This is a genomic window from Pseudoduganella namucuonensis (assembly GCF_900116645.1).
GTDB classification, from domain to species: Bacteria; Pseudomonadota; Gammaproteobacteria; order Burkholderiales; family Burkholderiaceae_D; genus Rugamonas; species Rugamonas namucuonensis.
In genome coordinates this window covers 59,473-77,525 of record NZ_FPBO01000013.1, presented here as the reverse complement: position 1 = coordinate 77,525, position 18,053 = coordinate 59,473, and the positions used below count along the sequence as shown (strand labels likewise).

Genomic DNA, 18,053 nt, shown 5'->3' with positions numbered 1-18,053 from the left:
CCGCCAATCCCGGGCGATAATCAGGGTTCATACTTACGCCAGCGCAAGCTTTTGTAGGCTATAGTTCAGGTTGACATCGTTTTCATCCGCACGCCATGACCACAGTAGCCGCCCCAGCCCCGGTAATCGAGACGACGGTAGAAGACGCGTTGCTGCGCTCCATCCGCATCCCGCCGCGTCCCAGCCTGCTGGTGGACCTGCAGCGCGAACTGGCCGACCCGGACCCGTCGCCGCGCCGCATCGCCCGCATCATCGGCAACGACGTCGGCATGTCCGGCGCGCTGCTCAAGCTGGCCAATTCGCCCTATTTCGGCGCCGCGCGCAAGGCCAAGTCGGTGGAGCAGGCCATCAACTTCCTCGGCATCAACCAGTGCGCAGCCCTGCTGACCGGGCTGCTGGCGCGCCAGGCCATCGCCGGCGACGACGCCGCGCTGGACAGCTTCTGGGAGACCTCGGCGCGCCGCGCCCAGGCGCTGGTGTTCACCTCGCGCAAGCTGCGCATCGCGCCGCCGGACATCGCCCACACCTTCGGCCTGTTCTGCGACATCGGCGTGCCGCTGCTGATGCAGCGCTTCCCGGACTACCAGGACACCTTCGCCGCCGCGCAGCACGACCCCGCGCGCAAGATCACCGCCATCGAGGACGCCCGCCACAGCACCAACCACGCCGCCATCGGCTGCCTGCTGGCGCGCAACTGGGGCCTGTCGCCGGACGTGTCGTGGGCCATCCTGCACCACCACGACTACGAGGTCATGGACGACGACGCCACCGACGACGCGGTGCGCTCGCTGATCGCGCTGTCGGTGCTGGCCGAGAAGGGCATACAGCGCTACAACGGCAACGGCGACTCGCTGGAATGGGACAAGGGCGGCGAGGCCGCCTGCGCCCACCTCGGCCTGACCGAGGACGAGACCGACGACCTGCTGGACGAGCTGCACGAGACCTTCCACATCGACCATCAATGATCCACCACACACAAGCACATGCCCAAGAATAAGCGCCCCGCCCCGCGCAAGAACAGCACGCCCCCCGAAGACAAAGACGAAACCCTGAGCGCCGCCCTGTGCGCGCTGGCCCTGGAGCTGGCCGAGCGCGAGGAGGACGACACCGGCCCCGCCGGCAAGCAACGCGGCGGCGACGCGCTGGCCGCGGAACTGCGCCAGAAGCAGAACGATTTCGTGCGCCAGGTGCGCAAGTACGTGCAGCAGCAGAAGGACGAGCTGCTGTACAGCGCCGTCGAGCTGGCGCGCTTCGAGGACGTGGGCGCCTACCGGCTGCTGAGCGACACCGTCGAGGAGGCGGCCGGCACCATCCACATCCGCCGCGAGGGCGCGCCGGACCTGGAGGTGAACGCCTTCGCCATCCCGGTGTTCGTGCACAGCGCGGGCGGCCTGGCGCAGGCGGACGAGTTCCAGGACGAGGAGGCGTTCGACGCGCTGCGCGCCAGCTTCAACGCCGCCGGCCTGGAAAGCCCGGACGCCAAGGTGGTGCTGGTGCGCCACGCCTACGACCTGGGCGAGATCAACCGCGTCACCTTCGGCCAGCTGAACGCCATGGTGCGCGAGGCGGCGGCCTCGATGACGGAGAAAAAACTGTCCGCCGCGCCGGCGCTGGAGCGCAGCATGGGCGGCTGGTCCGCCACCGCCTTCGGCCCCGGCGACAGCGCGGTCGAACTGCGCATGCTGCTGGGCTTCGCGCTGAAGCGGGTGGACGACGCCTTCTACCAGGCGCCGGAGGACGAGCAGGGCCAGGACGACTATTACGCCGCCCGCATGGAGCGCTACCGCCAGTGGACGGTGGACGCCGCGCCGCTGGTGCGGCGCTGCCTGGCGCGCGGCGAGCGCGCCGCCGCGCTGCGATTGAATTTCCTGTACCAGGACCTGTTCTTCAGCGCGCGCGAACAGGCGCTGGCCGAGCACGCGACCCTGGAAATGATGGCGCAGCTGGGCCAGGCGCTGGCCGGGCAGGACGGCGCCCGCGCGGTGATCGCCCCGGCCGACGCGCGCGGCGACATGATGCTGCGCGTGAACCTGTATCCCGCCGGCGACGGCTACGGCCAGCCGCTGGCCTCCTGCGACAAGCCGATCGACCTCGGTTGCGACCTGCAGCTGGAAGTGGACGACGTGGCCGACGCGCTGGCCACCATCGGCCTGCCGGCGGACGCCATCTCGGTGGCGTCCCTCTACGACGCGCAGGGCCGGCCGGTGGACCCGCAACCCCTGGCCTGAGCCACGCTGCACCGCCGCATAACTGGCGTTTGACAGCGCCGGGGCGGCCGAGGATACTGGTTTCATGAGAGGTGCCATCATGAAACGACTCGTTGTTGTTCTGCTACCCGCCATTTTCTCGCTGCTGCTGGGCGGCTGCGCCGGCATGGCGCCGCCGCCCACGGCCCATCTGTTCAAGGACCAGCTGTTCGCCAAAGCCGGCCCCGACATCGGCGCCGAACAGATCTTCGCCGTCACGCCGGAAATGAAGAAGTACGCGCAGGACATCGTGCGCGGCGAGGAGAAGAAGGACCGCCAGGTGGCCCTGTTCGACGCGCTGTACAAGAAGGAAAAGCTGCAGCTCGAATACGATTCCGCGATGACCCGCAACGCCGCCCAGACCTTCGCCGCGCGCCGCGGCAACTGCCTGTCGCTGGTGATCATGACGGCCGCGCTGGCGCGCGAGATGGACATGAACGTGCAGTTCCAGAACGTGACGGTGGAGGAGACCTGGAGCCGCACCGGCACGCTGTACTTCGCCAGCGGCCACGTCAACCTGGTGCTGGGCAAGAACCGCATCGACGACACCCGCAGCTACGACCGCAACAAGTTCATGGTGATCGATTTCCAGCCGCCCGAGGAGATCGCGAACCTGGTCACCACGCCCATCGAGGAACGCACCGTGGTGGCCATGTTCATGAACAACCGCGCCGCCGAATCGCTGGTGCGGCACGACCTGGACAGCGCCTACTGGTGGGCGCGCAAGGCCATCGAGCACGATCCCGCCTTCTTCAATTCGTACAACACGCTGGGCATCATCTACCAGCACCACGGCAACCTGCCGGAGGCCGAGACGGCGCTGCGGCACGCCTACGCGCTGCAGCCGAACAGCACCATCGCCATGTTCAACCTGGCGCAGGTGCTGGCCGGCCAGGGCCGCTCGGCGGAGGCGGACGCGCTGAAGGCCCAGCTGGCGCGGCTGGAGCCCAATCCGCCGTTCCACTACTTCAACCTGGGCCAGAAAGCGATGCAAGAGGGCGACTACAAGAAGGCCCGCAGCCTGTTCGCGCGCGAGGTGGACCGCTCGCCCCATTACCACGAGTTCCACTTCTGGCTGGCCATCGCGTCGCTGCGCCTGGGCGACCTGAAGATGGCGGACAAGCACATGAAACTGGCGCTGGACAACAGCACCACCAAGAACGACTCGGCGCTGTACGCCGGCAAGCTCGACCGCCTGAAATCGTACGAGCGCAAACGCGATACTTATTCGAATTGAAACGGTTGCGATACACTGTCGGGCCCATTCCCGACCTTGTATCGCCATGACCGTCCCCCTGATCCAATCCGCCGTCCACGCTTTGCTGGCGGGACTGCTGCTGGCCGCCGGCCCGGCCGCCAACGCCGCCGCGCCCGCGCCGCCCGCCGCCGACACATGGTCGCTGCGCGAGCACTACACCAAATACGAATACCGCATCCCCATGCGCGACGGCGCGCGCCTGTTCACGGCCGTGTACGTGCCCAAGGACGCCTCCCGCCCCCACCCCTTCCTGGTGCAGCGCACGCCCTACGGCGCCGGCGCGCAGGTGGACGGCAAGATGCGCTACGGCGTGGACTTCTATCCGGACGCCATCGGCCCCGGGCGCGGGTTCGAGACCAGCGGCTACATCTTCGTCAAGCAGGACGTGCGCGGGCGCTACATGTCCGAGGGGAAGTGGCAGGAGATGACGCCGCACGTGAACCCGCAACGCAAGCCGGGCGAGGGCAACGAAAGCCAGGACATGCACGACACCGTGGAGTGGCTGCTCAAGCACATCCCCAACAACAACGGCAAGGTCGGCATCCACGGCGTGTCCTATCCCGGCTTTTACACCAGCGCCAGCATCATCGACTCGCACCCGGCCATCAAGGCCGCCTCGCCGCAGGCGCCGGTGACGGACCTATACATGGGCGACGACTCCTACCATGGCGGCGCCTTCATGCTGGCGGCGAACTTCGACTTCTACGCCGCCTTCAACGAGGAGGCCAACCCCACGGCGCTGCCGGCCACTTGGAACGATTTCGATTACGGCGTGAGCGACGGCTACGACTTCTTCCTCAAGCGCCGCACGCTGCGAAACATCGCCGCCGAGATGACGCCCAAGCAGCGCGCGCTGTTCTGGCCCAATGTGGAGCACAGCAGCTACGACGCGTTCTGGCGGGTCCGCAACATCGCGCCGCACCTGAGAAACATCCGCGCCGCCGTGCTGACGGTCGGCGGCTGGTACGACGCGGAGGACCCGCAGGGTCCCTTCTCCACCCACCAGGCCATCGGCCGCCACAACCCGGGCATCTACAACGGCCTGGTGATCGGCCCCTGGGTGCATGGCGGCTGGGCGGGCGACCGGGGCAGGCGCCTGGGCCACGTGCGCTTCGACGCGGACACCTCGGACTACTTCCGCGAGCAGATCCTGCTGCCCTTCTTCGAGCGGCACCTGAAGGGCGTGGCGGCCAAGCCGGCGCCGCCGGTGCGGGTGTTCGAGACCGGCACCAACGTGTGGCGCGGCTACGGCGCCTGGCCGCCGCGCGAGGCGCAGGCCCGCACGCTGTACTTCGGCGCGGACGGCACGCTGCACTGGACCCAGCAGGGCGCGGCCCCCGCCGCCGCCGGCGCCGCCTACGACGAATACGTCAGCGATCCCGCCAGGCCGGTGCCCTTCATTGGCTACCCCGCCACCGGCGTGCCGAAGGAATACATGGTGTCCGACCAGCGCTTCGCCGCCAGCCGGCCGGACGTGCTGGTCTACCGCAGCGAGCCGCTGGAGCGGGACGTGACGGTCACCGGCACGGTGCGTCCCAGGCTGTTCGTCTCCAGCACCGGCACGGACGGCGACTGGGTGGTCAAGCTGATCGACGTCTATCCGGACGACTATCCGGCGCCGGAGCGGGCCAAGGACGAGGAGGAGGAGCATGACGTCGGCCCGCCCAAGCCCGTCATGGCCGGCTACCAGCAACTGGTGCGCGGCAATCCGCTGCGCGCCAGGTTCCGCCACGGCTTCGAACAGCCGCTGCCCCTCGCGCCGGGCAAGGTGGAGGCGCTCGATTTCAGCATCGGCGAGGTCCACCACACCTTCCGGCGCGGCCACCGCATCATGGTGCAGGTGCAAAGCTCCTGGTTCCCGCTGACCGACCTCAATCCCCAGACGTTCACCGACATCCCGAACGCCAGGCCGGAGGACTTCCAGAAGGCCACCCAGCGCGTCCACCGCGCGCCGGGCATGGCCTCCGGTGTTGCGTTGCAGGTACTCCCTGGAGATTGATCCAGCGCCCCCGTGACAGCGCGGCCGCCAGGCGGTAGTCTGGCTTATCCAGCCGCCAAACATTCGGCCAACAACGGGAGCGTGCGTGACCAAACTACTCGACAATATGAAAATGTGGCAGCGCTTCGCGCTGCTGGGCTTCATGGGCCTGCTGCTGGTGCTGCCGCCCATGGCCCTGTTCATCGAGGGCAGCAACAAGAACATCGCCTTCTCGTCGACCGAGCAGGCCGGCCTGAAACCGGGCGAGACGGCGCTGCGCCTGCTGCAGCGCGTGCAGCAGCACCGCGGCCTGTCGGCCGCCTACGTCACCACCGGCCAGTTGGCCGACCAGCGCTCCGCCAAGGCCGAGGAGGTGAACCGGACCTTCGCCGAGATCGACACGCTGCTCAAGGGCGAGCACCCCGCCACCGCCCGGACGCTGGCGCAGGCGCGCGGCGACTGGAACACGCTGCACGCCCGGGTGGCGGCCCGCTCGCTGAGCACGGCCGAAAGCTACCAGGGCCACACCGCGCTGAGTGAAGTATTGCTGCTGCTGATCGAGGGCGTGGCCGACCGCTACGGCCTGGCGCTCGATCCCGACGCGGACAGCTATTACCTGATGCGCGGCGTGCTGTTCGACCTGCCGCACCTGACCGAGAACACGGGCCAGCTGCGCGCCAAGGGCGCCGGCTACCTGGCCGCGAAGCAGATCGACGCCGACGGCCGCGCCACCATGTTCGGCCTGCTGGCCAAGGCCCGCGTGTCCAGCGAGGCGGCGGCGCGCTCGTTCCAGAAAAGCTACCAGACCAATCCCGCGCTCGAGGGGAAGCTGTCCGCCCGGGTCGGCAACGCGACCCGGCTGGCCACGGAGGCCGGCGAGCTGGCGCGCGCCAAGGTGGCCAACGCGGCGGCGCTGGACTTCCCGGCGGCCGAATACATCGCCTTCACCACCCGCGCCATCGACGTGCAGTTCGAGGCCGCCTACGCCGCGCTGGCCGAGCTGTCCGGCCTGATCCAGGCGCGCGTGGACGAGCAGCGCCGCACCCGCAACCTGCTGACGGCGGCGGTGACGGCGGTGGCGGCGCTGGCGGCGCTGATCGGCTGGGCCATCAGCCGCCGCATGATACGGCAGCTGGGCGGCGAGCCGGCCTACGTGAACGAGGCGCTGCTGCGCGTGGCCGAAGGCGACCTGACGCAGCGCATCGCGCTGGGCCGCGACGCCGAGGGCAGCATGGCCCACTCGCTGAAGATGATGGTCGAGCACCTGGCCGCCACGGTGGGCCAGGTGCGCGAGGCGGCCGACGGCATCAGCGACGCGGCGCAGCAGACCAGCGCCACCGCCCAGTCGCTGAGCGAGAACGCCAGCCACCAGGCGGCCGGCGTGGAGCAGACCAGCGCCTCGATCGAGGAAATGACCGCCTCGGTGCAGCAGAACTCGGCCAACGCCAAGGTGACATCCGACATCGCGGCCGGCGCCGCCACCGCCGCCAAGTCCGGCGGCGGGGCGGTCGCCGAGACGGTGGCGGCGATGCGCCAGATCGCGAGGAAGATCGTCATCATCGACGATATCGCCTACCAGACCAACCTGCTGGCGCTGAACGCGGCCATCGAGGCGGCGCGCGCCGGCGAGCACGGCAAGGGCTTCGCGGTGGTGGCGGCCGAGGTGCGCAAGCTGGCCGAGCGCAGCCAGGTGGCGGCGCAGGAGATCGGCGAAGTGGCGGGCAACAGCGTGCGCATGGCCGAACAGGCCGGCGCGCTGCTGGACCAGATCGTGCCCGGCATCGCCAAGACCTCGGACCTGGTGCAGGAGATCAGCGCCGCGTCCGACGAGCAGAGCGTGGGCATCAGCCAGATCAACGACGCCATGGGCCAGCTGGCCCACAGCACGCAGACCAACGCCGCCTCGTCCGAGCAGCTGGCCGCCACCGCCGAGGAGCTCAGCGGCCAGGCCGGGACCCTGCAGCAGGTGGTGGCCTTCTTCAAGGTCTAGTACTCCGTTTCTCCAAAATATTTACATAAAACCGTGTCTTTTTCCGCCTGCCTGCGTTGCGCGTCGTTGCATAGCTCGCTATGCGGCCTCCTTGCGCCTTGCCATGCGAAAAAATCCATCGGTTTTATTTGTAAATATTTTGTCGAAACGGAGTACTAGGAACCCCGGAAACTCAGGCGGCGCGCACCGCCTGTTCCAGTTCCTCGAACGCGGCCAGCACGTACTCGCCGATGCGCTCCAGCCCCGGCAGCGCGTCGGTGGCGATCAGGCCGAAATTGAGCGTGCCGGCGTAGCTGAACAGCGTGATGTTCAGCAGGTTGCTGGGCGGCAGCGTGCTGATCGGATGCATCTCCTCCAGCGGCGCGCCCTGCATGTACAGCGTTTCCGGCGGGCCCGGCACGTTCGACACCAGCGTGTTGCCGGTGGGCGGCATGTGGTCCGACAGCCTGGCCATCTCGGCCAGCTGGCCCAGCAGGCCGGTGACGATGGTGTAGGTCTCGATGGCGGCCGGCGCCACGCTGTCCACCATGGTGCGGACGTTGCGCAGCGAGAAACCGATGTTGCGCAGGCGGACGTAGGGATCGTCCGTCGGCGGCGACAGCTCCACCTGGATGATGCCGATCTTGTTGCCGGTGGTCTTCTCGCCATCCTTGCGCAGGTTGACCGGCATCTGGATGACGATGGGCTGCGCCAGCTGCACGCCCTGCTCCTCCAGGTAGCGCCGCAGCGCGCCGTCCAGGCAGGTCAGCGCCACGTGGTTCAGCGTGGAGCGGGTGACGGCCTGGATGCGGGCGATGCGCTCCATCGGCACCGCCACCGCCGTGAACTGGCGGCCCGGCGTCACCTGGCCGGTCAGCGGCGTGTGGCGGCTGGCGGCGAACGGCAGCGCGATCGCGTTCTTGGTCAGCTTCACGCCCTCCAGCAGCAGCATGGCGCTCAGGCGGCTCACGCCCAGCAGGCGCGCGGCCGTGCCCTTCAGGTTGCCGACGGCGGATTGCAGCATGTCCCGCTGCAGGCGCAGGCGGCGGCCCTCGGCGCCGCCGTTGTGCGGCAAGGTCCAGACCGGGCGCAGTTCCTTGTCGTCCGGCGTGTCGCTCAGCGCCTGCGCGATCCAGCGCGACATCGTCACGCCGTCCGCGTAGGCGTGGTGCAGGCGCTGGTACAGGGCGAAGCGGCCGCCCTCCAGGCCGTCGATCACGTGCGCCTCCCACATCGGGCGCGAACGGTCCAGCACCGGCGTGTGCAGGTCCGCCACCAGCCGGTACAGGTCGGCGCGGGTGTTGGCGCCCTTCTCCAGCTTGTGGAAGAACACGTGTTGCGCCATGTCGATCCCGTCGCATTCGGCCCAGTGCGGCAGCGCCGCCAGCGAAAACGCCAGCACCCGGTTGAACGGCGGCTGCACGTCGGTGGCGGCCAGCAGCGACTCGTACACCTTGCGCGCGAAGCCGGCGCGGGCGCCGGCGGGACGCTTGAAGATCAGCAGGCCGGCGACGTGCTTGGGGCTGGCCTCGGATTCGGCGATCAGGAAGCCGAGATCGAGTAAGGAAAGCTTGCTCATGGTGGGCTTGCAAGAAAGTTAATATCCTTGCAGTATCCGCGCCTCTTTCTCTTGCGGTCAAGCAATGTCGGCGCGGCGGCGGAAAAATGGTGCGGAATTGCCACGTCCGCTTGTTACAATTTCCTATGTATAATCTTTTACATTCGCCACCCCGCACCGTATTGCCATGCTGAACAGTCTTCACGCCGAACTAGCCAGCACCAGGCTGTTCGCCGGCGTCAGCTTCGACGCGATCGAGCGCCTGCTCGAGCATTGCCGCGTCGTCGAAGTCCCCGCCGATACCGTGCTGCTCGACCCCGCCGTTCCCAACGAGCACCTGTACGTGCTGCTGGACGGCCAGGTCGACGTCCACCTGACCACGCTGTCCCAGCCGTATTACATGCGCCTGGGGGCCGGCGAATGCGTGGGCGAAATGTCGATGATCGAGGCGCGCGAGACCTCCGCCTATGTGATGGTGAGCAGCAGGAGCCGCATGCTGGTGCTCACGCGCGACACCATGTGGTCGCTCATCAACGCCTCCCACGCACTGGCGCGCAACATGCTCGTCACCCTGTCCGGGCGGGTACGCCAGGGCAACGACGCCGTGCGCGACAGCATCCACCGCCAGAGCGAGTTCGAAAGCCTGGCCTTCGTCGACGGCCTCACCGGCCTGCACAACCGGCGCTGGCTGGACCAGGCCTTCCGGCGCCAGCTCGAGCGCGGCCTGCTGGACGGCAAGCCGCTGTCCATCCTGATGATCGACATCGACCATTTCAAGCGTTTCAACGACACCCACGGCCACGTCTCGGGCGACCGCTCGCTGCGCGCGGTGGCGCTGGCCCTGAACGACAACCTGCGGCCGGGCGACCTGCTGGCGCGCTACGGCGGCGAGGAATTCGCCGTGCTGCTGCCGGACACCGGCGCGCCGCAAGCGGTGGCCATCGCCGAGCGCCTGCGGCGCGCGGTGGCCGAGCCGAAGGCGCCGCTCGCCGCCGACCTGCCCGGCCTGTCCATCTCGCTGGGCGACACGCAGATGCGGCCCGGCGACACGCTGGAGCGCATGCTGGAACGCGCCGACACCGCGCTGTACAAGGCCAAGAGCGCGGGCCGCAATCGCGTGTGCTCGGCCTGACCGTCCGCCCCCCGGCCGGGCGCGGACATTGTCCCCAAGCCGTTTCTAATGGATAATTACGCCCATGACCGATACCACTACCCGCCCCCCGCTGCCCGACCACCTGTCGATCGACCCACGCAGCAAATTCCACGTCGCCGCCGTGTTCGAACACGACGTCGGCATCAAATTCAACGACAAGGAACGCCTGGACGTGGATGAATACTGCATCAGCGAAGGCTGGATCAAGGTTCCCGCCGGCAAGGCGCTGGACCGCAAGGGCAATCCCATGCTGATCAAGCTGAAGGGCAAGGTCGAGGCGTTTTACCGGGACTGAGCGTTCAGAGGCTGAGAGTTTTTCGGGCGTGCCAGAGCAGCGCGCCAGAAAGTGGCCGATCAAGGCGCAAAGCACAGCCATAGCTCGGGCTATGGCGAGCATTTGCAACGACGAGCGGGCACTTTCTGGCGTGATGAGCGGGCATGATCGAAAGACTCTCAGCCTCTCAGCCCTGCAGCCTCTTTTTCCGCGATTTCCCGCAGGGCTCCTCCTGCGCCAATTCCAGCGCGCCATCGAGCGCCGCGAAAAACTCGTCGATGTCGATCGGCTTGGTGAGATAGCGGTGGAAACCCGTCGCCATGCTCTTGGCGACGTCCCTCGGCATGGCGTTGGCCGACAGCGCGATCACCGGCACGTGCGCCGTTTCCGGGTCCGCGCGCAGGATCTCCATGGCCTCGTTGCCGCTCATGCCGGGCAGGTTGATGTCCATCAGGATCACGACCGGCTGGTGCCGCCGCGCCATCTCCAGGCCCTGCCCGGCGTCGGTGGCCGTCATCAACACCAGGTCCCTGCGGAAGGCCAGGATCTCCCGCACCAGGGCCAGGTTGGCCGGGTTGTCCTCCACATACAGCAGGGTGCGCACAGGCTGGGCGAGCGGCTTGTCGCCGGCGGGCGCGCTGGCCTTGGCCCTGGCCAAGGCCTCGCCCATGCCGATGTTCAGCACCGCGATGGCCGAGCGCAGTTCCACCCAAAACACGCTGCCCACGCCCTCCGTGCTGCTCACGCCGATCTCGCCCCCCATCAGTTCGACCAGGCGCTTGGTCACCACCAGTCCGATCCCGGTGCCCTCCTCGGTGTCGGCTTCCCGGCCCAGCCGGCTGAATGGCTGGAAGAGCTGCTCCAGCTGCGCGGGCGCCAGGCCCTCGCCGTCGTCCCGCACCGTGATGCGCACCCGGCCAGCCGCCGGGGACGTGCAGCCGAGATGGACGGCGCCGCCCGGCCGGTTGTATTTGACCGCGTTCGACATCAGGTTCAGCAACACCTGTTTCAAGCGGGTGCGGTCGGCCAGCACGTGCAGGCCGGCGTCGACCGAAAACACCAGGCCGATGCCGCGCTTGTCGGCGATGGGTTCTATCATCTGCTGGCATGAAACGATGAGTTCGGCCAGCTCCACCGGCTCGGGCGACAGTGACAAGGTTCCGGACTCGACCTTGGCCAGATCCAGCACCTCGTTGATCAGCTCCAGCAAATGCTTGCCGGCCTTCAGGATGTGGGTGGTGAAATGCCGCCGCTTGTCCGCCGTCAGCGGCAAGGTGTCGGACACGAGAATCTGCGCGAAGCCCAGGATCGCGTTCAGCGGCGTGCGCAGTTCGTGGCTCATATTGGCCAGGAAGGCCGACTTCGCCTTGTTCGCCTCCTCGGCGTTCGCGCGCGCCTGCCAGAGCTCGCTGATGAAGCGCTTGCGTTCGCTGATTTCGCGCAGCACGCCGATGAACAGCCGTTCGTCGTGCACCTCGAATTCATTGATCGCCAGCTCGAGCGGGATGCGCTGGCCATTCTTGTGCAATCCCTCGACCTCGCCGCTGGCGTCCAGGCCTTGCGCATGGTCTTGCGTTTCGCGCGGCCGGAAATACGCGTCGTACTCCAGCTCGGGGATCAGCGTCAGGATATCGCGGCCGACGACCTCGTCCGCCGCGTAGCCGAACACCTGCCGCACCGCCGGGTTCGCGCTGCGCACCACGCCCTTGGCGTCGAGCGTGATGACGCAGTCGACGATGTTCTGGACCACCGCGCGGATCTCCTCGTCCTTGTAATGGAGCTCATCCAGCGCGCAGGCGTATTGCCCCGCCCGTTCCTCGCTCTGGGCGTGCAGCCGCTGCAAATCCCCGCTGCGCCGCAGGGCCTCGCCATGGGACACGGCCAGCCGCGCGTACAGCCGGTTGCTCTCCAGCAGCAGCACCACCAGCACGTAGCTGGCCGCCAGCAGCCCGTAGATCCGGCCCGCGTAGAAGCCGACGTCGAAACGCCCCCCGTTCAGCACGGCGGACAGGGCGACATCGCAGATCCACGCGCACATGACGACGAACAGCCAGAGGTCGAGCATGGAATGGCGGGTGTAGCGCCACAGCATGACGACGGCGACCGCGCTGAAGATCCAGGTGCTGGTGAGCACCACGTTGCCCGCCAGCGTGTACCGGCCGGACTCCAGGATGGGGGGCAGCGCGTCGTGGTGGACGGTGGAAAGTAGCGTGGCCGCGCCCACCATGGCCAGCGCCACGGCGATCCCGGCGGCGGCGGCCAGGCGGGGGCGTTGTATCAGCCGGGGCTGGCCGCGCTCCCGGCGGCTGGACCAGGCGTAGGCCATGACGCAGAGGGGAAAACCCACATGCCAGAACACGTACAGCCACGCGGTGCTTTGCGCCCCCGCCCCCAGCAGTCCGGCGGGGGCGAACACGCCCGGGAAGGTCAGCGCGTGGGGGATGGTGATGACGCCGGTGTACAGGTAGCCGCAGGCCAGCACCAGCAAGGCCCGGGAACGCAGAATGCTGAAATGGCCGAACAGCATCGCCGCGGTGATCAGGTCGTTCAGCAGCAGCGCGGATTCGTAGATGGGAATGAAGGCGTGGACCGGCGCCAGCTTCACCTTCGCGAACGGAACGACCGCGAGGAAAACGACGATGGAGGTCAGCACGACCAGCATCGCCAACCTGCGCGCATGGGGTTCCACTGGCATGGTTGGCAGCAGGGGCAAGTTTTCCACTGGCAACAGCGTCGCCATCGTTTACTCCGAAAGGATGCCAGAAAGCTAGTGTAGCGCCGAGTGGGTCTGTCGCGGGGAAAATCGCGGTTCGGCCAGGCACTGGCCATATCCGGTAAGCGCGACCGAGTTTACGCAGGGACGTGTGAATTCAAGGGGCGTATGATAATTGATGATTGATGATTGATGCGAAACCTGAAGGTGAAAACGATGCGGACCACTTTAACGATCGACGACGATGTCCTCGCTGCGGCCAAAGGGCTTGCATTGCTTCATCGCAAAAGCGTCGGTGAAGTTATCTCTGCGCTCGCCCGACAGGCGCTACAACCGCAAGGCCCAAGTCACACCACGCGCAACGGCGTGCCACTACTCCCAACGCAAACGGGAAACATGCCCGTCACACTGGAAATGGTAAACAAATTACGCGATGAGCTCCAGGGATGACATACCTGCTTGACGTGAATGTCCTGATTGCACTGATTGACCCTGGCCACGTCCAGCACGACATTGCGCATCGCTGGTTCGCGAGGAGCGGGATGGGGGCTGAACCACCTGTCCCATCACGGAGAACGCCGTATTACGCATTATTGGTCACGCCAGCTATCCCAACTCGCCGGGAAATCCGGCCGCTGTGGCACCCTTGTTGCGGGCCATGCGCGCGCTCGACGGGCATGTATTTTGGAGCGATGACATCAGTCTTCTGGACGAGGGAAAAGTAGACACGACTCGCCTGCTCAATTCGTCGCAGACTACAGATAGTTATCTGCTCGCGCTCGCGCAAACCCATGGCGGTCAGCTAGCAACGCTTGACCGCCGCCTCGTCACCACCGCCGTTCATGGTGGGGCGCGCGCTCTTTGCCTGATCGGCTAATGGCCATGTGCGTCAGTCAATATCCACGTAGCGCCTGCCACAGCCGCGACTTCTCAGCATATGGTGCCTTGTAGGCAGGACTGCTGGATGGCAGTGGCGGCGCCTCCGAGATCAAGCAGGTCTGCATGGACATGAGTACGGCCTGTGCCAAAGGCGTGGCCGAAAGCTTGCCGCAGGTCTAACGAAGCAAGACAATCCTAACCTAAGATCTTGCACGCAATATTGAACACCATGGGTTGCGCTTGGCAGTGCGGCCTTTCTCAGCTGCGCTGCCGCATCGCCAAATCGATCAATGGAGAGAAAAAATTGGACAAATTCAAGCGAAAAGTGGTTCGCATGTTGCTGCTCCCGCGTATGCCCCTCCTGAGGGGTTTCATCAAGGGAATGGCATTGGTACTGACGGCATCATTGCTGATGTCGGCCTTCATTCCTTCGCCGACCAAGAGCGAGGTGCTACGCTTTCACATTGCGTTGATCGCGCTCATCATATTTGTTTCGGTTCCATACATTTTGCTATCACCCGCAAAGCGCGTGCAGCGACTGCGCTGGGCCAGATCTGCTATTGCGGAATTGACGATTGAACAGAGGCTCTACGTTCGTGTGAGCGTATTGCTCATGATAATGCTGATAGTTTTCATGACTGGAACCGGGCAATGGATGAAAGAATTCTTGGTTCTTTCGCTGCTATTCATTGCATACGTCGCAGCACGGGATGTACTTCGGTGGTACAGAATCCTTTCTGAAACTGTGCTAGGCAAGGGTGTCATCGCGCTTGGGTTTGCAAGTGCTTCTTCTATCGCATATGGGCTTGCAGGTCAAAAAATTGCGGGCATCATTCACGTGACACCAAAAAACTTTACGCACACCAATTTGCTAGTTGCGATCATGATGATTCCATTTCTGATCACACTGGCTGGCGCATTCCTCTCTGCCGTTGGGATTGCTTTTTCGTCCTTTTTCATGGCACTGTTCACATTCCCTAACATTGACAAGATTCAGACTTGGCTATTTGCCGGAGAATGGCAATTTAGCAAGGTTCGATTCGCCAGATTGACACTTTTCTTTCAGACATTTCTTTTTTCGTTAGTCGGCTTGGGTTTGTTTACCTTCGGCCGACAAGGGATGGCTTGGTATGAGACAGCGGTTGCGCGTCAAATTCCCTCATTGGTGTATGAATTGGACATGTACCACGGGACCGAATGCAAGCTCAAAACAGGTTCCAAATTGGCGCCGCTAGGAGATGGCAAGTTTTTGATTGCAGTCAAGTCGCCTTCGGGTGAATTGAATTTTCCACCACCCGTTAAGTGTGATGAATAGCGCTAGCGTCTTGATAGATAAGCGTCCGCTCAGTGACGTCTTGAGCGCTGTGGAAATTTGATCGGCGATATGCGTCAGAACGTGGCGCAACCAAGCTTCGGGGTACTCTTGCCATTGCCGGGCGCGCCCGCCGACTAAAGCAGGTTTCTCCATTGATCCAGCTTCTGTGCCAATGTAAGCGAGGCATGGGCAGGAGACGTCGATGGCAGCACCAGCGTCCGGTAGCCAGCGGCGGCGAACGCCGGCGCGAACTTGCCGGAAGTCTGCCCGTTGAAACCGACCGTCTCCAGCAGCGGGCACAAATGGCGCAAGCGGGCGAAGTCGTTGGCGGCGGGTTTGCGGATGGCGGAGTCGAGACTGCCTTCGCGCTCACAGGCACCCAGCACGTCCCACAGGCCGAAGCCCTGCGCCAGCAGGCGCGGCAGGCGCTCGGCGTAGGGCAGCCCGGCCAGGTCCTCCCCCGTCAACGCCGACAGGATGGGCCACAGCGCGTTGCGCGGGTGCGCGTAGTATTGCTGCGCCGCCAGCGAGGCGGCGCCGGGGAAGCTGCCCAGGATCAGGATGCGGGTGCGGACGTCGATCACCGGCGCCAGCCCGGTCAGCGCGGCGGTGGGTTCAATTGTTGAAGTCATCGTTGGATTCTAACGGAGTGTTCGGAGGTAGAATCGTCGGACCATCGTAACGAACCCCGGAGACTAGCCATGAGCGAACCCCGCGCCATCGACACCCTGCTGGCGAAATACGGCGAAAGCCATTTACACCCCACCAACGAGCTCATCCATTTCGTGTGCGTGCCGGTGATCGTGTTTTCCCTGCTGGGCCTGATATGGAGCGTGCATCCGCTGGTGGCCGTCGGCGTGACGCTGCTGGCGCTGGCGTATTACATCACCCTGTCGATCCCGTTCGCCGTCGGCATGCTGCTGATGTCGCTGCTCATGCTGGCCATCCTGGCGGCGCTGCCGCCCGAAGCCATCCTGCCGCTGTCGATCGCGATCTTCGTGCTGGCGTGGATAGGCCAGTTCATCGGCCACAAGATCGAGGGGAAAAAGCCCTCGTTCTTCGAGGATCTGCGCTTTTTGCTGATCGGACCGCTCTTCGTGCTGGGCTTCCTGTACCGCCGCCTGCGGGTGGCGTATTGATGGATGGCCTCCAGGCAAGAATGTAGGAAAATCCTTATACTGGCCGGATGCTCTCCTCTCCCGTCCTGTTTACCGTCGCCTGCCTGATCTGGGGTTCCACCTTCTGGGCCATCACTTTGCAGCTGGGCGAAGTCGCGCCCGTGGTGTCGGTGCTGTACCGCTTCGCCTTGGCCTCGGGCGCGCTGTTCGCCTGGTGCGCGCTGCGCGGCGACCGCCTGCGCCTGCCGTGGAAGGCCCAGCGCTGGGTGTTGCTGCAGGGCGTGTCGACGTTCGGCATCAACTATGTCTGCACCTACACCTCCGAGCAATACCTGGTGTCCGCCCTGGTGGCGGTGCTGTTCGTGCTGATGGTGTTCTGGACCCCGATCTGCAACCGCCTGATGTTCGGTACGCCGCTGACCTGGCGCATGTGGAGCGCGGCGGCGGTGTCGATCGCCGGCGTCGCCCTGCTGTTCTATGAACCGATCCGCACGGCCTGGCAGGACATCCTGGCGGGCGGCACCAGCCACTTCCTGCTGGGCCTGGGGCTGGCGCTGTCGGCCACCGTCGCCGCCACCATCGGCGGCGTGGTGGTGGTGAAGGTGCGCGAGGAATCGTCGAACGTGCTGCTGTCGATGGCGTGGGCCATGCTATGGGGTGCGCTGGCGGTGGGCGCCTGGGCGCTGGCCACCGGCGCGCGGTTCGTGCTGCCCGTCTCGGCGCGCTACTGGGCCGGGCTGCTGTATCTGGCCCTGTTCGGCTCGGTGATCGCCTTCGCCGCCTATTTCACGCTGGTCCACCGGATCGGCTCGCAAAAGGCCGTGTATATCGGCGTGGTGACGCCGGTGATCTCGGTGCTGCTGTCGATCCGGCTGGAACACTACCGGCCGGGTCCGTTGGAATGGCTGGGCATGGTATTGTGCCTGGCCAGCGTGGCGTGGGCGCTGAAGTCGCCGGCGCCGGCCCTGCAAACCCCTTCTTTAGAAGAAAGTCTTAAACAAGCTTCATGAACTCAAACAGCCTGTCCATACGCCCCGCCCTGCCGGAAGACGTGAACGCCATTTTCGGCATGATCTTCGAGCTGGCCGTCTTCGAAAAATTGGAACACATGGTGGTGGCGAACGAAGCCATGCTGCATGAAAGCCTGTTCGGCGACCATCCCGCCGCCGAGGCGCTGGTGGGCGTGGAAAACGGCGAGGTGGTGACCTTCGCGCTGTTCTTCCACAACTTCTCCACCTTCCTATGCCAGAAGGGCCTGTACCTGGAGGACCTGTACGTGAAGCAGAGCTGCCGCGGCAAGGGCTACGGCAAGCAGATGCTGGTGGCGCTGGCGCAACTGGCGGTGGAGCGCAAGTGCGGCCGCTTCGAGTGGTCGGTGCTGGACTGGAACGAAAGCGCGATCAGCTTCTACCGGGGCATGGGCGCGACCGTGATGCCGGACTGGCGCATCTGCCGCGTGACCGGCGACGCCTTGAAGCAGCTCGCGACCGACTGAGCGGGCAAAAAAAATCCGCGTAGCGCATGACGCGCTACGCGGTGGAACCCAGTGTCAGTTGGGAGGGGAGATTGGTGCGACAACTTCAATATAGTCG

16 protein-coding genes are annotated in these 18,053 nt (G+C 65.5%); 13 read left to right on the top strand and 3 right to left on the bottom strand.

The window, feature by feature from the left end; all coding sequences use genetic code 11:
* Positions 1 to 95: 95 nt before the first annotated feature.
* The 5 genes from BM436_RS15525 (at position 96) to BM436_RS15505 (ending at position 7,472) form a co-directional block, all read left to right on the top strand.
* Complete coding sequence (locus tag BM436_RS15525; RefSeq protein ID WP_093556441.1) at positions 96 to 965, top strand: HDOD domain-containing protein; 870 nt, start codon at positions 96 to 98, stop codon at positions 963 to 965.
* An 18-nt stretch (positions 966 to 983) separates the two neighbouring features.
* A complete protein-coding gene (locus BM436_RS15520) occupies positions 984 to 2,228 on the top strand; it encodes a hypothetical protein (RefSeq protein WP_093556440.1) in 1,245 nt (414 codons plus the stop codon).
* Between the two features lie 79 nt (positions 2,229 to 2,307).
* Complete coding sequence (locus BM436_RS15515; RefSeq protein WP_093556439.1) at positions 2,308 to 3,483, top strand: tetratricopeptide repeat protein; 1,176 nt, start codon at positions 2,308 to 2,310, stop codon at positions 3,481 to 3,483.
* A gap of 46 nt (positions 3,484 to 3,529) precedes the next feature.
* Entirely contained in the window at positions 3,530 to 5,503 is a 1,974-nt protein-coding gene (locus tag BM436_RS15510; RefSeq protein ID WP_093556438.1) for a CocE/NonD family hydrolase, read from the top strand.
* 85 nt (positions 5,504 to 5,588) lie between these two features.
* Positions 5,589 to 7,472, top strand: coding sequence for a methyl-accepting chemotaxis protein (locus tag BM436_RS15505; RefSeq protein WP_143133155.1), 1,884 nt, complete (start codon positions 5,589 to 5,591; stop codon positions 7,470 to 7,472).
* 172 nt (positions 7,473 to 7,644) lie between these two features.
* On the opposite strand, the gene BM436_RS15500 is transcribed toward BM436_RS15505, so the two are convergent.
* Positions 7,645 to 9,030, bottom strand: a complete 1,386-nt coding sequence (locus tag BM436_RS15500) for a wax ester/triacylglycerol synthase family O-acyltransferase (protein ID WP_093556437.1) — start codon at positions 9,028 to 9,030, stop codon at positions 7,645 to 7,647.
* A gap of 166 nt (positions 9,031 to 9,196) precedes the next feature.
* On the opposite strand from BM436_RS15500, the gene BM436_RS15495 reads away from it, so the two are divergent.
* Together BM436_RS15495 and BM436_RS15490 are read left to right on the top strand one after the other, a co-directional pair.
* Positions 9,197 to 10,141 carry a GGDEF domain-containing protein gene (locus BM436_RS15495; protein WP_093556436.1) on the top strand — a complete coding sequence of 315 codons (945 nt, stop codon included), beginning with the start codon at positions 9,197 to 9,199 and terminating at the stop codon, positions 10,139 to 10,141.
* Between the two features lie 64 nt (positions 10,142 to 10,205).
* Positions 10,206 to 10,457: a DUF3297 family protein gene (locus BM436_RS15490; RefSeq protein WP_093556435.1), complete on the top strand. Its 252-nt coding sequence runs from the start codon at positions 10,206 to 10,208 to the stop codon at positions 10,455 to 10,457.
* A gap of 166 nt (positions 10,458 to 10,623) precedes the next feature.
* Here BM436_RS15490 and BM436_RS15485 read toward each other — a convergent pair whose 3' ends face one another.
* Positions 10,624 to 13,176, bottom strand: coding sequence for an MASE4 domain-containing protein (locus BM436_RS15485; protein WP_093556434.1), 2,553 nt, complete (start codon positions 13,174 to 13,176; stop codon positions 10,624 to 10,626).
* 165 nt (positions 13,177 to 13,341) lie between these two features.
* Between BM436_RS15485 and BM436_RS15480 the strand changes: the two genes are divergently transcribed.
* The 3 genes from BM436_RS15480 (at position 13,342) to BM436_RS15470 (ending at position 15,343) form a co-directional block, all read left to right on the top strand.
* Positions 13,342 to 13,599, top strand: a complete 258-nt coding sequence (locus BM436_RS15480) for a CopG family transcriptional regulator (RefSeq protein ID WP_093556433.1) — start codon at positions 13,342 to 13,344, stop codon at positions 13,597 to 13,599.
* A 208-nt stretch (positions 13,600 to 13,807) separates the two neighbouring features.
* Positions 13,808 to 14,026, top strand: a complete 219-nt coding sequence (locus BM436_RS37865; protein WP_229490337.1) for a PIN domain-containing protein — start codon at positions 13,808 to 13,810, stop codon at positions 14,024 to 14,026.
* A gap of 306 nt (positions 14,027 to 14,332) precedes the next feature.
* Positions 14,333 to 15,343 carry a hypothetical protein gene (locus BM436_RS15470; protein ID WP_093556432.1) on the top strand — a complete coding sequence of 337 codons (1,011 nt, stop codon included), beginning with the start codon at positions 14,333 to 14,335 and terminating at the stop codon, positions 15,341 to 15,343.
* Between the two features lie 134 nt (positions 15,344 to 15,477).
* On the opposite strand, the gene BM436_RS15465 is transcribed toward BM436_RS15470, so the two are convergent.
* The gene (locus BM436_RS15465) at positions 15,478 to 15,975 is read right to left on the bottom strand and encodes a DNA-deoxyinosine glycosylase (protein ID WP_093556431.1); all 498 of its coding nucleotides are present in this window, start codon (positions 15,973 to 15,975) and stop codon (positions 15,478 to 15,480) included.
* A gap of 69 nt (positions 15,976 to 16,044) precedes the next feature.
* Here BM436_RS15465 and BM436_RS15460 point away from each other — a divergent pair, with 69 nt between their 5' ends.
* Genes BM436_RS15460 through BM436_RS15450 form a run of 3 tightly spaced genes read left to right on the top strand, consistent with a single transcriptional unit; the run spans position 16,045 to position 17,956 of the window.
* The gene (locus BM436_RS15460; protein WP_093556430.1) at positions 16,045 to 16,482 is read left to right on the top strand and encodes an Mpo1 family 2-hydroxy fatty acid dioxygenase; all 438 of its coding nucleotides are present in this window, start codon (positions 16,045 to 16,047) and stop codon (positions 16,480 to 16,482) included.
* 47 nt (positions 16,483 to 16,529) lie between these two features.
* A complete protein-coding gene (locus BM436_RS15455) occupies positions 16,530 to 17,471 on the top strand; it encodes a DMT family transporter (protein WP_093556429.1) in 942 nt (313 codons plus the stop codon).
* Positions 17,468 to 17,956 (top strand): GNAT family N-acetyltransferase, encoded by a 489-nt coding sequence (locus BM436_RS15450; protein ID WP_093556428.1) that lies wholly within the window; start codon positions 17,468 to 17,470, stop codon positions 17,954 to 17,956. Before BM436_RS15455 ends, BM436_RS15450 begins: the two co-directional genes overlap by 4 nt.
* Positions 17,957 to 18,053: the final 97 nt, after the last annotated feature.

Coding starts and splice junctions, on each gene's coding strand:
- BM436_RS15525 (WP_093556441.1), top strand. CDS start 96: ATGACCACAGTAGCCGCCCCAGCCCCGGTAATCGAGACGACGGTAGAA.
- BM436_RS15520 (WP_093556440.1), top strand. CDS start 984: ATGCCCAAGAATAAGCGCCCCGCCCCGCGCAAGAACAGCACGCCCCCC.
- BM436_RS15515 (WP_093556439.1), top strand. CDS start 2,308: ATGAAACGACTCGTTGTTGTTCTGCTACCCGCCATTTTCTCGCTGCTG.
- BM436_RS15510 (WP_093556438.1), top strand. CDS start 3,530: ATGACCGTCCCCCTGATCCAATCCGCCGTCCACGCTTTGCTGGCGGGA.
- BM436_RS15500 (WP_093556437.1), bottom strand. CDS start 9,030: ATGAGCAAGCTTTCCTTACTCGATCTCGGCTTCCTGATCGCCGAATCC.
- BM436_RS15495 (WP_093556436.1), top strand. CDS start 9,197: ATGCTGAACAGTCTTCACGCCGAACTAGCCAGCACCAGGCTGTTCGCC.
- BM436_RS15490 (WP_093556435.1), top strand. CDS start 10,206: ATGACCGATACCACTACCCGCCCCCCGCTGCCCGACCACCTGTCGATC.
- BM436_RS15485 (WP_093556434.1), bottom strand. CDS start 13,176: ATGGCGACGCTGTTGCCAGTGGAAAACTTGCCCCTGCTGCCAACCATG.
- BM436_RS15480 (WP_093556433.1), top strand. CDS start 13,342: ATGCGAAACCTGAAGGTGAAAACGATGCGGACCACTTTAACGATCGAC.
- BM436_RS37865 (WP_229490337.1), top strand. CDS start 13,808: ATGCGCGCGCTCGACGGGCATGTATTTTGGAGCGATGACATCAGTCTT.
- BM436_RS15465 (WP_093556431.1), bottom strand. CDS start 15,975: ATGACTTCAACAATTGAACCCACCGCCGCGCTGACCGGGCTGGCGCCG.
- BM436_RS15460 (WP_093556430.1), top strand. CDS start 16,045: ATGAGCGAACCCCGCGCCATCGACACCCTGCTGGCGAAATACGGCGAA.
- BM436_RS15455 (WP_093556429.1), top strand. CDS start 16,530: ATGCTCTCCTCTCCCGTCCTGTTTACCGTCGCCTGCCTGATCTGGGGT.
- BM436_RS15450 (WP_093556428.1), top strand. CDS start 17,468: ATGAACTCAAACAGCCTGTCCATACGCCCCGCCCTGCCGGAAGACGTG.